Below are 15,503 nucleotides of genomic sequence, written 5' to 3'. Positions count from 1 at the left end.
CAGAACAGCGCGTTGCTGATGAGGAAATTGCTGATCTCCTTGCGGCCGTAGTTGAAGATGAACGTGCCCCAGTCCTGGTGCTGGCTCAGGCGCGGGTCGGAGTGCTCGTACAGGTGCGTGCCGTCGAAGTACGCGAGCCCGTGCTCGTCGGACGGGAAGTGCGACGGCACCCAGTCGAGCAGCACGCCGATGCCGCGCCGGTGGAGGTGGTCGATCAGGAACATGAGGTCCTGCGGCGTCCCGTAGCGGCTCGTGGGCGCGAAGTAGCTCGTCGTCTGGTAGCCCCAGGAGCCGTAGAACGGGTGCTCCATGATCGGGAGCAGCTCGACGTGCGTGAACCCCATCGCGCACACGTGGTCCGCGAGCGCGGGCGCGACCTCCCGGTACGACAGCGACGTCCCGTCCGGCTTCCGGCACCACGAGCCGAGGTGCACCTCGTAGATCGTGATCGGCGACGTGAGCGTCTGGCGCTCGCCACGAGTACGCATCCACGCGTCGTCGCCCCACGTGTAGTCGAGATCGCCGACGACCGACGCCGTCAGCGGCGGGACCTCGGTCGCGAACGCGAACGGATCCGCCTTGTCGACCGCGTAGCCGTTGCGACCCCGGATGCGGAGCTTGTACCGGCAGCCGGGGCCGAGGCCGTCGATCGTCGCGGTCCAGATGCCCGACGTGTCCTTCGGCGCGAGGGGATGCGCGTGCGGATCCCACCCGTTGAGGTCGCCGACCAGCGAGACGGCGTCCGCGTTCGGCGCCCACACCGCGACCTGGCGACGGTCGTCGTCGTCGCCGAGCCGGTGGACGCCGAGCTTCTCGTAGAGCCGGAAGTGCCGGCCCTCGTTGAAGAGATGGACGTCGTCGGCGGTGATGACGGGCGAGTGTGATCCTGACTGCATCAGCGACTCCCTCCCCGGGCCTGCTGCACGGCGCGCACCAGCTCGACGAGACCGGGGACGTCGTCGAGCTCGTCGAGCGCGTGGGCGGCGGGCCGGCGCCAGTTCTCGGGCGCGACCGTGCCCGGCACGTTCTGCGCGTCGCGCTCGCACCAGAGGTCCTCGAGCGCGACGAGGAGCACCGCGGCGCGGCTGCGCGCGAGCAGCGTGAGCACCGCGCGCAGCACGTCGCGCTCGTCCGTCTCGTCACCTCGCAGCAGACCTTCGTCGCGCAGCGCGCGCGTCAGGGCCGCGCGAGTGCGGCCGTCGGTCGTGGCCCAGAACTCCGCCCAGGTCGCGGTGTCGTGCGTGTCGAGCGCCGTGAGTGAGCCGCGCGGCGGAGGTCGGATGCCACCGGGCGCCTCGGCGTCGACGTCGAACATCGCGACGTGCATCCCGCCGATGCGGTGCCGTCGCAGCTCGCGGTTCACCTCCGGTGGCACGGTGCCGAGGTTCTCGCCGACGAGCGCGGCGCCATACCGCTCGGACGCCAGGCACAGGCGCGCGTAGAGCTGGTCGAACGGGTACCGGACGTACGCGCCGTCAGCAGGGTCGTGACCGGGCGGGATCCACCACAGGCGGTGCAGTCCCATGACGTGGTCGACGCGCAGCACGCGCGCGTAGCGGAGGTGCCGCTCGACGCACTCCGCGAAGTAGCGATGACCGCCGCAGGCGCTCCGCTCGGGGTGCAACGGCGGGAAGCCCCAGTCCTGTCCGGACGCGAAGAAGCCGTCGGGCGGCGCGCCGACGCTCACCTCGGGCGCGAACGCACCCGGCTCGTCCCACACGTCGAAGCCGTCGCGGTGGCAGCCCAGCGGGAAGTCCAGGTACAGCGCCTGACCGCGCGCGTCGAGCGTGCGGGTCAGCTCGGTCAGCTGCTCGTGCATGACGGCCTGCGCGTAGACGTGGTAGCGGGCGCGCGCCTCGGTCGTTGCGCCGTCCTCGCGCGCCTCGCGCTCGGCGCGGAACCGTGCGTACCGCTCGACGCCCGGGTCGCTGCGCACGTACGACGTCACGTCGGCGTCGCGGGCCGCGGCTTCGAGGACCGCGCGTCGCTGCGCGTACGCGCCGCGCAGGTCCACGAGCCCGTCGTGCGCGGGAATCGTCGGACGGGTCGTGTCGCCCCCGGGCAGCGCGCGCACGTCCGCGTACAGCTCGTTCCAGTACCGGCGGCTGACGGGCGCGTACGGGCTGGGCTCGTACGGCTCGTCGAGGTACGCGGCGAGCAGCGGGAGCGTGCCGACGACCGCGCCGCCGTGACGGGCGGCCCATGCGGCGAGCGTGCCGAGGTCGCGCAGATCGCCCGGTCCCGCGTCGTCGCGCGCGGTGCGCAGCGCGTGCACGGGCGCGAACACGCCCCATCGACGCGCGCGCCAGTCGTTGGCGGCGTGCGCGGGCGCGCACACCAAGGTCGCCGAGGCGCGGCGCGTGCCCGCGCGTACGTGCACGGTGTGCACGCCGTGCGGGAGCGTGCGTGGCAGCGCGAGCGACCGCACGAGGCTCGCCCGGCCGTCGACCTCCTCGCACACGGAGCGCTCGACACGGCACTCGTCCGACGTGATCGCGTATGCCGTTCCGGCCTCGGTCTCGATCTCGAGCGCGACGCGCTCGTCGCCCGTCGTCCGGACGTCGATCACCGGCGCCGCGTCACCCCACGCGACCGTCACCATGGGAACGAGCGTCTGCGCGCGCGTCGCGTCTCGTGCGAGCAGGGCGTCGCCGGCGTCGTCGACCCGCTCGACCGGCGCGCCGAGCGCGCGCAGCACGCCGACGAGCGCGTCGACACCGACCTGCACGCGCGTGCCGTCCTGGCCGGTGTACGCACGCAGCACGCCCCAGCTGTCGGCGAGCCTGCGCAGATCGCGCGGCACGTTCCGTGTCGCGGTGCGCGTCACGGACGTGCCTCCAGGATCGACAGGATCCCGGTGAGCGGGATGCCGACCCAGTCCGGCCGGCTGCCGAGCTCGTAGCCGAGCTCGTACAGCGCCTTGTCCAACACGTGCGCGTCGAGGCAGACGCGCAGCTGCTCGCGCGGCGTCGGGAGCAGGCCCGTCGTCTCCATCCCGTCGAGGTAGCTCATGAGGAACGCGGCCGACACCCACGCGGCCCACACCTCGGCCCACGGCCGGAGCGCGAGGCGGCCGTGCTCCTCGCCCGGCGAGGCGCCACGCGCGATGAGGTCGCGCAAGCCCGCGTACGCGGCGTAGTGGAACGAGCGCAGCATCCCCGCCACGTCACGCAACGGCGACCGACGCGTCCGGCGCTCGGCGACCGGGCGGGCGGGCTCGCCCTCGAAGTCGATGATCACGAAGTCGCGGCCGGTGGACAGGACCTGGCCGAGGTGGAGATCGCCGTGGTGACGGATGCGCACTCCGCTTGCCACGGTCGTGACGCCGCGGAGCCGGTCGAGCACGTCGTCCTCGGACGCGAGCACCTTCTCCGCTTCCTCGCGCTCGGTGTCGGCGAGCGATCCGAGCGCGCGCCGCAGCTGACGCATCGAGCGGCGCGCCGAGTTGCGCATCGACTGGTAGAGCGCGCGCTGTGACAGCGCGTTGACGGGCTCGGGCGCGAAGGCGCGGTCCTTCGGATCGGATGCGAGCGCGCGGTGCAGCTCGGCCGTGCGCGCGCCGAGCACCTCCGCCGACGGCAGGAAGTCGCCGAGCAGCTCGTCCAGCAGCTCGGGCGGGTCCTGCCCCGCGAGGTCGAGCGCGGGCGCGGCGGGCGGCGCGTCGACGTGACGCTCCTCGGGTGTCGCGGTCACGCCCGGGACGCGCTCGAGGTACTGCGATGCCGCCCCGACCGTGTGCGTCCACGCGTCCGACTCGTTCGCGACGTAGCGGTGCGCGATCGCGACCGTCGTCGCCGCCCGCCGGCGGGCGCGGTACTCCAGCGAGCCGGCGACCGCGGGGACGAGCCCGGGCGCGTGCTCGTTCAGGAACCGTCCCATCTCGAGCTCGGGGTTCACGCCCGGCTCGAGGCGGCGGAACGTCTTGACGATGAGCCGGTCGCCGATCTGGATCGACGTGTTCGACTGCTCCGCGCGGAGGACCTGCACGTGCAGGTCGGCGGGCGACTCGCCGCCGAGCGCCTCCTGGATCGGCGGGTACCCGACCGCGGCGAGCTCCGCGCCGGTCCCCGCGAAGCGCCGCCGCCGCGTCATGCCCTGCACGAGCGCCGGGCCGAACCCGGGGTTCCAGTGCGCGTCGTAGAGCACGCCCTCCTCACCGCCTCGCACGGTGACGCGCGCGAGCACCGCGTTCGGATGGTCGTGCCACACCGCCTCGCCCGCGTCGCCCGCGGCGAACGCGAGTGGCAGGACGTACATGTCGGGCTCGCCGTCGACGTACTCGACGCGGACGAGCGCGACGAGGACGCGCTCGCCGCCGTCGCCCAGCGCGACCGGCACGGTGTCGGCGAGGCGGGTGCTCATGACGCGCCGCGCCTTGCCCGCGAACCAGCGCCGTGACGACAGGATCCGCGGCAGCGCCGCCTCGAACCAGCGCACGCCGCGACCCTCCAGGCTGCGGGGCCACGCCGCCTCGAACGTGAGGTGGGGGAGCCCGTCGCCGTCCGCGACGACGGCGTCGCTGCGCGTCCCCTCCAGCGACAGCCAGTAGAAGGTGTGCGGGCCGAGCGTGAGCAGGTACGGCCACTCACCGATCGGTGGGAACGGTGTCTGCCCGAACAGCTCGACGGGCGCGAGCCCGCGGAACTCCGACAGGTCGAGCTCGACGTACTGCGCGAAGCGCGACAGGTTCGCCACGACGAGCACCTGCTCGTCCTCGTGACGGCGGAGGAACGCGAGGACGCGGTGGTTGTCGGGAGAGAGGAACTCGATCGTCCCCCGGCCGAACACCTTCGACCGCTTGCGCAGCGCGATCAGCTGACGCATCCAGCGCAACAGCGACGCAGGGTTGTCGAGCTGTGCCGCGACGTTGACCGTCTCGTAGTGGTACTCGGGGTCGATGTTGACGGGCAGATACAGGCGGTGCGGGTTCGCGGACGAGAACCCGGCGTTGCGGTCCGCGCTCCACTGCATCGGGGTACGGACGCTGTCGCGGTCGCCGAGATAGACGTTGTCGCCCATCCCGATCTCGTCGCCGTAGTACACGACGGGCGTCCCGGGCAGCGAGCACAGCAGCCCGTTCATCAGCTCGATCTTCTGGCGGTGGTTCTGCAGCAGCGGCGCGAGCCGCCGCCGGATGCCGAGGTTGACGCGCATCTCCGGGTCGTGCCCGAAGACGCGGTACATGTAGTCGCGCTCCTCGTCCGTCACCATCTCGAGCGTGAGCTCGTCGTGGTTGCGCAGGAACACGGCCCACTGCGCGCCCGGCGGCGGCTGGGGCGTCTGCTGGAGGATGTCGATGACGGGGAAGCGGTCCTCCATGCGCGACGCCATGAACAGGCGCGGCATGAGCGGGAAGTGGAACGCCATGTGGCACTCGTCGCCGTCGCCGAAGTAGGCGATCGCGTCCTCGGGCCACTGGTTCGCCTCGGCGAGCAGCATGCGGTCGTCGAAGCGCTCGTCGACGTGCGCGCGCAGGTCGCGCAGGAAGCGATGGGTCTCCGGGAGGTTCTCGCAGTTCGTGCCTTCGCGCTCGAACAGGTAGGGCACGGCGTCGAGCCGTAGCCCGTCCACACCCATCGACAGCCAGTGGTCGACGACGCGCAGCATCGCCCGGCGGACCTCGGCGTTGTCGAAGTTGAGGTCGGGCTGGTGCGAGTAGAAGCGGTGCCAGTAGTACGCGTTGGCGACGCGGTCCCACGACCAGTTCGACGACTCGAAGTCCTGGAAGATCACGCGGGTTCCGTGGTACCGGTCCGGGTCGTCGCTCCACACGTAGAAGTCCCGCCACCGGCTCCCGGGCTTCGCATGCCGCGCGCGCTGGAACCACGGGTGCTCGTCCGAGGTGTGGTTCATGACGAGCTCGGTGATGACGCGCAGCCCGCGCCGGTGCGCGGCGTCGAGGAACTGCCGGAAGTCGCGCAGCGTCCCGTAGGCCGGGTGGATGCCCGTGTAGTCAGCGATGTCGTACCCGTCGTCCTTCAGGGGCGACGGGTAGAAGGGGAGGAGCCACAGCGTGGTGACGCCGAGGTCCTGCAGGTAGTCGAGTCGCCGGGTCAGGCCGCGGAAGTCGCCGATGCCGTCCCCGTCGCTGTCCTGGAAGGCGCGGACGTGGAGCTCGTAGATGACCGCGTCGCGGTACCACTCGGGGTCGCGGCCGAGCGTGACGTGCCGCCGTGACCGCGTCGCGACGGCCATCAGCGCGCGCCGGGCTCGCGGGGCGTGGTGCGCCGGATCTCGAAGACGTGCGCGGGGACGGAGCCAGGGTCGAGCGCGACGAAGTTGTGCGGGCCGTTCCAGTGGTAGTGCGCGTCGGTCAGCAGGTCGTGGACCTCGAACGAGTCCTCCCAGTCGAGGCCGAGCGCGGGCATGTCGAGGTGGACCCAACCGGACTGCCGGTTGTGCGGGTCCACGCTCACGATCCCGAGGACGACGTCGTCACCCGCGCCCCAGGCGCCCGGGACGGCACCGTCCGTCCGCTTGCTCCAACAGACGAACGTGTCGTTGTCCGTCGGGTGGAAGCGCAGGTTCCGGTCGCGCCGCAGCGACGGGTGCGCGCGCCGGACGGCGTTCACGCGCGCGATGAGCCAGCGGAGGCTGTCGGGCCGGTCGAGGTCCCAGTGGCGCACCTCGTACTTCTCGGAGTGGAGGTACTCCTCGCTGCCCGGCTCGCGCGCGACGTGCTCCATGAGCTCGAACGCGGGCCCGTAGATCCCGTAGTTCGCGCTGAGGCACGCGGCGAGCAGCAGCCGCGCCGTGAACGCGGCCCGGCCTCCGTGCTGCAGGTACTCGTGGAGGATGTCGGGCGTGTTCGGCCACACGTTCGGCCGGAAGTACTCGTTGCCCGGCGGGGTCGTGAGCTCGGTGAAGTACTCCTCGATCTCCCACCGCGCGTTGCGCCACGTGAAGTACGTGTACGACTGGGAGAACCCGAGCTTCGCGAGGTGGTGCATCACGGCGGGGCGTGTGAACGCCTCCGAGAGGAACAGCACGTCCGGGTGGTCCGCCTTCACCGTCGTGATCAGCCACTGCCAGAACGCGAACGGCTTCGTGTGCGGGTTGTCGACCCGGAAGACACGTACGCCTCGATCGATCCAGAACGTGACGACGTCCCGCAGGGCCTGCCACAGCGCGGGCCAATCCTCGTTCTCGAAGTCGATCGGGTAGATGTCCTGGTACCGCTTGGGCGGGTTCTCCGCGTACGCGATCGACCCGTCGGGACGGTGGCGGAACCACTGTGGGTGCGTGCGGACCCAGGGATGGTCGGGGGAGCACTGGAACGCGAGGTCGAGCGCGACCTCGATCCCGAGGTCCTCGGCGCGCGCCACGAGACGGTCGAAGTCGTCGAACGTGCCGAGCTGCGGGTCGATCGCGGTGTGCCCGCCCGCGGCACTGCCGATCGCCCACGGGCTGCCGACGTCGTCGGGCTCACCCACTTCGACGTTGTTGCGACCCTTGCGGTTCGTCTCGCCGATCGGGTGGATCGGCGGCAGGTACAGCACGTCGAAGCCGAGCTCCGCGACGTAGTCGAGACGCGCGGTCACGTCGGCGAGCGTCCCCGCGCGGTCGGGGTCGGGCGACGCCGAGCGCGGGAACAGCTCGTACCACGCCGAGCACGCGGCCCGTTCACGGTCCGCGACGAGCGGCAGGACGTGGTCGGGCTCGGTCGCCTGCATCCGGTCGGGGTGACGGTCGAGGAGCGCGACGAGCTCGTCGAGCTCGCTCACGTCGTCCAGCGTCGTGCGATCCCGCAGCTGCTTCGCCCAGCCGCGCAGCGTGTCGCCGTCCGCGCCGCGGCACCGGCGCGCCGTGTCCTCGGCGAGCTGCGCAGCGGTGGCGAGGTCGTTCGCCACGTCCTGGCCCGCGTCGAAGCGCTTCTCGAGGTCCCGTCGCCAGGTGCGCGCGGCGTCCACCCATCCCGTCACGGTGAGCTCGTAGCGTCCGACCTCCGGGAGCGTGACACGCGCGTGCCAGCGGTCGTTGCCGAGCGAGTCCATCTCGACCTCACGCCAGCGGGTCTCGCCCGCGCGACGGTAACGAACTCGCGCGCGCAGCTCGTCGTGGCCGTCGGCGAACACGGTGGCCTCGACGTCGAGCGGGTCCCTCGCGATCGCCTTCGCCGCGAACCTCCCGCCGTCGACCTGCGGGCGCACGTCCTCGACGACGACGCGTGGCGGCGGTGACCGCGTCGCGCGCGCGTCGTCCGTCGGGACCATCCCGTCCACGGTATCGGGGGCGCGCGTCGACACAGGGGCCTCGCCTCTCATCGAGAGGGGGTTCTACCCACCTCCTCCGGATCCATCGATCGCGCGGAGTGCGAGCAGCTCCCGGTCGACGGCCTCGCAGAGCAGGTGGATCGCGACCTGGTGGACCTCCTGGACGGTCGCGGTGACCGGGGAGTCGGCGAGCAGCGCGTCGTCGCACTGCTGCACGGCGGGATTGGGGCCGTGCCCCGTCATCGCCCACGTCGTCATGCCGAGGTCACGCGCCGCGCGGATCGCGGCGAGCACGTTGGCGCTGCGCCCGGACGTGCTCAGCGCGATCAGCACGTCACCCGGCCTCCCGTGCGCGCGCACCGGGCGCGCGAACGCCTCCTCGATGCCGTAGTCGTTCGCGATCGCGGTGAGCGCGGACGTCTCGGCGTGGATCGAGATCGCGCTCAACGGCTCGCGCTCGCTGCGGTAGCGGCCGACGAGCTCACTCGTCAGGTGCTGCGCCTGCGCGGCGCTCCCGCCGTTGCCGACCGCGAGCAGACGACCGCCGGAGACGAGCACGCCGGCGAGCGTGCGGCCCCAACGGTCGAGGCGGTCGAGGTCGCCGACGAGCGCGTCCAGCGCGCGCACGAGCGCGGCGAGGTGACCGTGACCGACGCGTTCGTGCAGCGCGCCCTTCGGCGAGACGGTCGTCGTCATCAGCCGACCCCCACTGCCGCGAGCCCGGCGTGCTCGACCATCGCGTGGTGGTAGGCACGAGCGGTCTCCGCCGCGATGTTGGGCCACGCGTAGCGCGTGCGCGCCCGGCGCACACCGGCGGCGCCGAGCTCGCGCCGCGTTGCGGGGTCCGCGAGCAGCTCGCGCAACGTCGCCGCGAGCACGTCGGGACGCCGGGGCGGCACCATCCGCCCGGTCAGCCCGTCGATGACGGTGTCGACGAGCCCGCCGACCGCCGACGCGACCACCGGCACGCCGCACGCCATGGCCTCGAGCGCGACCAGGCCGAACGGCTCGTACCACGGCGCGCACACGACGACGTCGGCCGACCGGTACAACGCGGCAACCGACGCGTGGTCGAGACGGCCGCGCAGCTCGACGCGGTCCGCGACCCCGGCACGCGCCGCGAGCTCCATGAGGCGGACCGCCTCCGAATGGGTCGCGAGCTCCGCGCGCGCCGGTCCGCCGGCGATCACGAGCTCCGTGTCCGGCACGTCTGCGAGCGCGGTGACGACGTTGCCGACGCCCTTGCGCTCCACGAGCCTGCTCACGACGACCACGCGGTAGCGGGGGCGGCCCCGGCCCCGGGGCTCGCTCGGGCCGCGCGGCGAGAAGAGCTGCACGTCGACACCACTCGGCACGACGCGGATCCGGTTCGGGTCCCCGCCCTGGCGGACGAGCTCGAACACCTCCTCGTTGCTCTCGGCGAGCGTGAGGTCGACGTTGCGCACGATGTCGGCCTCGATCGCGCACCGCTCGGGCGGGCTCGTGTCCCTGGCGCCCTGCTGCGCGCGCTTCACGCTCCCGAGCGCATGGAACGTCTGCAGCGTCGGGATCCGCAGGGGCGCGGCGGCGCGCAGCATCGCCCAGCCGGACATCCAGAAGTGGCCGTGCACGACGTCCGGCCGTCGCTGTTGCAGCGCCCGCGAGAGATGGTGCGCGAACTCCGGCATGTGGACGAACAGCTCGTCCTTCGCGATCGGCTCGGGCGGCCCGGCGTCGACATGCTCGACCCACACCGACGGGCCGAGCTGCACGCGGTGTCGCAGCTCGGGCGAGTCGCGACGCGTGTAGACGACGACGTGCGCGCCGCGCTGACCGAGCGCGGACGCGAGTGACGCGACGTGGACGTTCTGGCCGCCCGCGTCGACGCCGCCGAGCATCGCGAGCGGGCTCGCGTGCTCCGACACCATCGCGATCCTCATCGTGAATTGACCTCCGTCAGCAGCGCGTCCCAGTCGCGCAGGAACCGGGGAAGGCCGTAACGCTCGAGCGCGTACTCGCGCGCGCGCAGGCCGGCCGCGGTCGCGGCGTCGTGGTCCGACGTGAACGTGCGGGCCGCGTCGACGAGCCGGTCGATCCGATTCGACACGACGCCGGCGTCCGCAGGAACCGCCTCGGGGACCTCGGTCGTCGCGAGCGCGACGACGGGCATCCCGAGGTGCATCGCCTCGAGCAACGACAGCCCGAGCGAGGTCCACCGGACCGGGTGGACGTAGACCCGCCGGCGCGCCATCTCGCCGTGCAACTTCTCCTGCGGCAGGTCCTCGATGCCGCCGAGCGCGCCGGCGTCCATCCCGAACACGTCGACGGGCGCGACGGCGTCGAACCGGGCGAGCAGGTCGGTGCCCGTCACCCGCCCGCGCCGGCGCGCCTCGTTGATCACGACCGCGATGCGGTCGAGCTCGCCCGTGTAGCGGTAGCCGGGGTCGACGATGCCGTGCTCGATCACCCGGGTCGGCGCGCGGCCCGCGTCCCAGAACAGGGCGTTGAAGTGTGTGACGTGGACGAGCGTGATGTCATCGCGCTCCGCGATCGGGTGACGCATGTCCGCGATGCGACCCTGCGGCGCGTTGTGCTCGACGTACAGCGCGGGGACGTCGCGACCCGGCACCCGGCCGCCGAGCCACGCCGCGGCGCGCTCGACCTCCTCGGGGCGCTGGAGGACGACGACGTCGACGGGCGCGTCGCGCGCCTCGTCACGCGTGATCTCGACCGCGCCCTCGGGCCACGGATAGGTCTGCGCGCGCCCGCGCCCGTCCGGTCCCCGGTCCGGGACGACCGGCACGAGGTAGCGGTGCGGGCCGTGCACGAACGCGGTCATCCACGACCCGTGCACGTGCCAGGCGAAGACGTTCACGGGACGAGCTCCGGCAGGGCGGCCTCGGGCAGCCCGGCCTCGCGCAGGACGACCTCCGGCAGCTCGGTGCCCCGGGAAGGCAGCACGCCGAGCTCCTCGAGCGCGCGCACGACGTCGTCGACGGACACCCGCGACAGGCACGGGTGCCCGGCCACGGGGCAGACGCGCGCGCGGCATCCCGCACAGGCGACGGTCTGGTCGCCGAGCAGGACGTGCGGCACCCGCCACGGTCGCCACCGCGCGGCCGGGACCGTCGGCGCGAACAACGAGACGACCGGCGTGCCCACCGCGGCCGCGACGTGCGCGGGGCCCGTGTTGCCGACGACGATCGCGGCCGCGCCGGCGACGACGTCGACGAGGTCGTCGAGCTCGGGCAACCCGCCGAACGGACGCACGTGCGGTCGAGGACCGGCCGCGACCCGCCCGACCAGCGAGCGCTCACGCTCGCTGCCGGTCACCGCGACGTCGTAGCCGCGCGCGACCAGGGCGTCGACGAGCGCGACGAAGCGGTCGGGTGCCCAGGTGCGCGCGGGGACCGAGCACCCCGGGTGCACCACGACATAGGGGTCGCCCCCGAGATCCAGCTCGGTGCGCGTGCGCCGGCGGCGCATCCGCAGCGCGCCGTCGTCGCCCGGCGGGAGCCGGTATCCGCGCGACCCGACGAGCGAGAGCGCGCGCTCGACCTCGTGCACGTCCCCGGGATCCGGATGGCGGACGTCGAGGAGCGAGCCCGGGTAGTCCTCGGACACCGCCGCGATCACCGGGACGTGCGCCATCCGCAGCAGGAGCGCGGTCGGTAGCGCGCTCTGGTGGAACGACGTCAGCACGAACGCCTCGTCGAAGTCGCGGGCGGCCAGGTCGTCGACGAGTCGGTCCATCGCGTCGCGGGCCACCGGCTCCGGATCGGCGTCGATCCACGGCAGTCGGTGGACGGCGACGTCGTCGACGCCGGGGAGCCGCCGGGCCGCGGCTGCGCCGACCGGGCTGCACAACATCGTCACCGACGCGCCCGACGTCGCGATCGCGCGCACGGCCGGTCCCGCGAGGAGCACGTCGCCGAGCGAGTCGGCCCGTACGACGAGGACGCGACGCGCGCCCGTCATGCCGGCACCTCTTCGCGGCTGTCGGTGGCCGCCGCCCCGAGCAGCAGGTCGACCGCGTTCGCCAGGTCGCTCGCGACGACGGGCGCCGCCGCGATCTCCTCGGCGCGCGTGGCGGCGTTCGGGACGAGGATCGCGCGTGCGCCCGCGTTGCGGGCCGCGTCGACGTCCGCTCCGGTGTCGCCGATCACGACGCACTCCTGTGGGCGCACCCCGAGCCGGCGCGCGGCCTCGAGGACGAGGCCGGGCTTCGGCTTGCGGCACGCGCAGTCGTCGTCGTCGCCGTGCGAGCACACGCAGAACGGGCCGAGCGGTCCGAGCTCGTCGTCGACGCGCGCGTTGACCGCCGCCACCTGGTCGGGTGTGACCATCCCGCGCGCGACGCCGCTCTGGTTCGACACGACCGCGAGTGCGACGCCCGCGTCACGCAGGCGCGCGAGCGCGTCCGCCGCACCGGTCATGGGACGGACCCGAGCCGGGTCGCCGTTGTAGGGCACGTCGACCACGAGGGTCCCGTCGCGATCGAGCAGGACCGCACGGACGGGTTGCGGTGCGCGCTCGCGGTCCGCGAGCCGGGACCGCAAGGTCGCGTAGCCGCGGACCCGGTACGTGACGGCTGCGAACGGCAGCAGCGCGCTCGTCGCCACCATCGTCGCGATCTCGCGCGCGGTGCGCGGGCCGGGAGCGATGCGCGCCCAGGCGAGATCGGACGTGCCTGCGACCCACGCGACCGCGCCCGCGGCTGCGACGCGACGGTGGCGGGTCGCCCGCGCGCCCGCCGCGAGCGCCGCCGCGGCCACCGTGACCGCGTGACGGGCGAGTCGCCCGGCCGGCGCGTGCGCGCGGTCGCGCCAGTGTGGGCCGTGCAGCGCGCGCATGAGCACGTCGTCGCCGTTGCCCCGCTGCAGGCGGACGCTCGTCCACACGTTCGCGGGCGGCACGGGGTGGAGGACCTGCCGGCGTCCCCGCACGAGGTCGGAGCCCGCGTCGAGCACGCGCAGCGCGAGGTCGGCGTCCTCTCGGTACGCGTGCGGGAACCGCTCGTCGAACCCGCCGACACGCGCGAGCACGGCGCGCCGGTACGCCATGTCGGCCGTCGCCCAGTACGCGCGCTCGAGTCCCGCGACGTTGCGCTCCCAGTCGGTCGGGCGGCGCCCGCGCGGGAGTGGCACCACGACGCGCCCCTGCGTCCCCGCGATCGGGTCGGCTGCGGCCGCGAGGTCGCCCGCCAGCGCGGCCAGCCACCGCGGCGTGACGACGACGTCGTCGTCGAGGAACGCGACCCACTCGGCGCACGAGGCGCGCCAGCCCGCGTTCCGCGCCGACGCCGGACCGGCGGCGCGTCCTGCGACGACACGCACGCGGTCGGCCACCCAGCCGAGCCCGTCGAGCGGCGCGAGCGCGGCGGCGCGGTCGCGCCGGTCGTCGACGAGGATCACGGCTCCTGGCCGGGGACCGTCGGAGGCCGCGAGCGACTCCAGCAGCGCGCGGAGCGACGCGCGCCCGATCGTCGGCACGACGACGTCGAACGACGGCGTCGTCACGCCGCCTCCGTCCGTGCAGTCCTGCTGCCCGCGCGGCGCAGCACGTACGGGCCGATGGCGAGTAGGTCGACCGGGGTCGAGCCGAAGCACTCGAGCGCGTCGCGCGGCGAGTCGACCATCGGCCGCCCGCCGGTGTTGAGGCTCGTGTTGACGAGCACGGGAACGCCGGTGCGGCGCTCGAACTCCTCGAGCACCCGCGCCGTCAGCGGATCCTCGTCGCGGTCGACGGTCTGCACACGCGCGCTGCCGTCGACGTGCACGACCGCCGGGATGCGGTGCCGCCACTCGGGCCGGACCTGGTGCGTGAACAGCATGTACGGGCTCGGCAGTGGCCCGTCGAAGATCGCCGCCGCACGATCGGCGAGCACCATCGGCGCGACGGGGCGGAACTGCTCGCGCCCCTTGATGTCGTTGAGCCGCTCGAGGTTCGCGGCGCGCGTCGGGTTGGCGAGGAGGCTGCGGTGTCCGAGCGCGCGCGGACCCCACTCGCTGCGGCCCTGCACCCACGCGACCACACCGTCGTTCGCGAGCTCCTCCGCGACGGTCTCGGCGATGTCGCGCGCGCGCGCGTGCGCGACGTCCGCGACGCGCAGCGCTTCACCGATCTCGGTGTCGTTCCACTCGCGTCCGAGCGCCGCGCTGGGCATCGGCCGGATGTGGTCGCCGAGCGCGTGCGCGACGTGCAGCGCCGCCCCGAGCGCGGTCCCGGCGTCACCGGCTGCGGGCTGGACCCACATCTCCGCGAACGGGCCGTCGCGCAGCACACGGCTGTTCGCCACGCAGTTCAGCGCGACGCCACCGGCCGCCACGAGCGCGCGCTCGTCCGTCCGCTCGTGGAGCCAGCGCGCGAGCCCCAGCAGGGTCTCCTCGAGCACGGCCTGCACGCTCGCGGCGAGATCCGCCTCGTCGTCGCTCCACTCGCGCTCGTGGCCGCGTCCCGGCCTGTGCGGCGCGGTGAAGCTCGACCAGTCGATCGGCGCGGTCGTGAAGGCGCCGTTGGCGGTGAGCTGCACCGCGCCGCGAAGCGCGTCGAGGTGCAGCGGGCGCCCGTACGACGCGAGCGCCATCACCTTGTACTCGTCGGACGAGCGGCGGAAGCCGAGGTGCTCGGTGACCTCCTCGTACATGAGCCCGAGCGAGTGGGGGAGCGCCGCCGTCGCCAGGATGTCGAGGTCGCCGCCGACGGCGTGACCGCCCAGGTACGAGCCCCGCTCACCACGGCCGTCGCACACCATCACCGCGCACGAGTCGAACGGCGCGGCGAGGTAGGCGGAGGCCGCGTGCGCGCTGTGGTGCGAGACGAACCGGACGATGCCGGGGTCGAGACCGGGAAGCGCGGACTTCAGGAACAGCGGTGCGCGCTGCACGAACAGCGAGCGCAGCCCCTCCCATCCGTCGTCCACCAGATCGGGACCGACAGGCGCGGCGAGCGCGGGATCGTACGAGTACGCCACCGCGTCGAGCTCGTCCGGCGCGATGCCGGCGCGCTCGAGGCACCAGCGCGCCGACTCCTCGGGGAGCTCCCACGTCGAGAACGGCACCGGTGGCTTGCCGTGCTTCCTGCGACTGAACCGCTCCTCTTCCGCGGCGGCGACGATCTCGCCGTCGACGACGATCGCGGCCGCGGGGTCGTGGAACACGGCGTTCACCCCGAGCACCGACGCCATGAGCCCTCCTCGATCACACGGTGTGGCGTCCGCCGACTACCCCCGAGAAGCGGCTCGACAAACCGCCACACCGTGCACACGAGCAACCGCGCGCGACGCGCCGGATCGGGCGTTGCGCGAACACC

Annotated in this window: 10 protein-coding genes; all 10 read right to left on the bottom strand. The window is 73.4% G+C overall.

Annotation, left to right across the window (positions count from 1 at the left end):
* A partial coding sequence (locus tag VFC33_18040) for an alpha-amylase family glycosyl hydrolase (GenBank protein ID HZR15141.1) occupies positions 1 to 896 on the bottom strand: 896 nt, incomplete at its 3' end.
* Positions 896 to 2,827 carry a 4-alpha-glucanotransferase gene (locus VFC33_18035; GenBank protein ID HZR15140.1) on the bottom strand — a complete coding sequence of 644 codons (1,932 nt, stop codon included), beginning with the start codon at positions 2,825 to 2,827 and terminating at the stop codon, positions 896 to 898. The genes VFC33_18035 and VFC33_18040, both read right to left, overlap by 1 nt.
* Positions 2,824 to 6,195: a maltose alpha-D-glucosyltransferase gene (treS, locus tag VFC33_18030; protein HZR15139.1), complete on the bottom strand. Its 3,372-nt coding sequence runs from the start codon at positions 6,193 to 6,195 to the stop codon at positions 2,824 to 2,826. The genes VFC33_18035 and treS overlap by 4 nt, the downstream gene beginning before the upstream one ends.
* Positions 6,195 to 8,213: an alpha-1,4-glucan--maltose-1-phosphate maltosyltransferase gene (locus tag VFC33_18025; protein HZR15138.1), complete on the bottom strand. Its 2,019-nt coding sequence runs from the start codon at positions 8,211 to 8,213 to the stop codon at positions 6,195 to 6,197. The genes treS and VFC33_18025 overlap by 1 nt, the downstream gene beginning before the upstream one ends.
* Positions 8,214 to 8,276: 63 nt before the next feature.
* Entirely contained in the window at positions 8,277 to 8,909 is a 633-nt protein-coding gene (locus VFC33_18020; GenBank protein HZR15137.1) for an SIS domain-containing protein, read from the bottom strand.
* Positions 8,909 to 10,132 carry a glycosyltransferase gene (locus tag VFC33_18015; GenBank protein ID HZR15136.1) on the bottom strand — a complete coding sequence of 408 codons (1,224 nt, stop codon included), beginning with the start codon at positions 10,130 to 10,132 and terminating at the stop codon, positions 8,909 to 8,911. Before VFC33_18015 ends, VFC33_18020 begins: the two co-directional genes overlap by 1 nt.
* Positions 10,129 to 11,067, bottom strand: coding sequence for a glycosyltransferase (locus VFC33_18010; GenBank protein HZR15135.1), 939 nt, complete (start codon positions 11,065 to 11,067; stop codon positions 10,129 to 10,131). Before VFC33_18010 ends, VFC33_18015 begins: the two co-directional genes overlap by 4 nt.
* Positions 11,064 to 12,170 (bottom strand): glycosyltransferase family 9 protein, encoded by a 1,107-nt coding sequence (locus VFC33_18005; protein ID HZR15134.1) that lies wholly within the window; start codon positions 12,168 to 12,170, stop codon positions 11,064 to 11,066. The genes VFC33_18010 and VFC33_18005 overlap by 4 nt, the downstream gene beginning before the upstream one ends.
* Positions 12,167 to 13,711, bottom strand: coding sequence for an HAD-IIIA family hydrolase (locus VFC33_18000; protein HZR15133.1), 1,545 nt, complete (start codon positions 13,709 to 13,711; stop codon positions 12,167 to 12,169). The genes VFC33_18005 and VFC33_18000 overlap by 4 nt, the downstream gene beginning before the upstream one ends.
* On the bottom strand, positions 13,708 to 15,378 hold the full coding sequence (locus tag VFC33_17995; GenBank protein HZR15132.1) for a carbamoyltransferase C-terminal domain-containing protein: 1,671 nt from the start codon (positions 15,376 to 15,378) through the stop codon (positions 13,708 to 13,710). The genes VFC33_18000 and VFC33_17995 overlap by 4 nt, the downstream gene beginning before the upstream one ends.
* Between the last annotated feature and the right edge of the window lie 125 nt (positions 15,379 to 15,503).

It is taken from the genome of Acidimicrobiia bacterium (assembly GCA_035651955.1).
Taxonomy (GTDB): Bacteria; Actinomycetota; Acidimicrobiia; order IMCC26256; family JAMXLJ01; genus JAMXLJ01.
The sequence above is the reverse complement of the archived record's forward strand: the minus strand, read 5'-3'. Positions and strand labels throughout refer to the sequence as shown.

Bases quoted from the DNA above. Each gene is read 5' to 3' on its own strand.
- VFC33_18020 (HZR15137.1), bottom strand. From the start codon at position 8,909: ATGACGACGACCGTCTCGCCGAAGGGCGCGCTGCACGAACGCGTCGGT.
- VFC33_18005 (HZR15134.1), bottom strand. From the start codon at position 12,170: ATGACGGGCGCGCGTCGCGTCCTCGTCGTACGGGCCGACTCGCTCGGC.
- VFC33_17995 (HZR15132.1), bottom strand. From the start codon at position 15,378: ATGGCGTCGGTGCTCGGGGTGAACGCCGTGTTCCACGACCCCGCGGCC.
- VFC33_18025 (HZR15138.1), bottom strand. From the start codon at position 8,213: ATGGTCCCGACGGACGACGCGCGCGCGACGCGGTCACCGCCGCCACGC.
- treS (HZR15139.1), bottom strand. From the start codon at position 6,195: ATGGCCGTCGCGACGCGGTCACGGCGGCACGTCACGCTCGGCCGCGAC.
- VFC33_18015 (HZR15136.1), bottom strand. From the start codon at position 10,132: ATGAGGATCGCGATGGTGTCGGAGCACGCGAGCCCGCTCGCGATGCTC.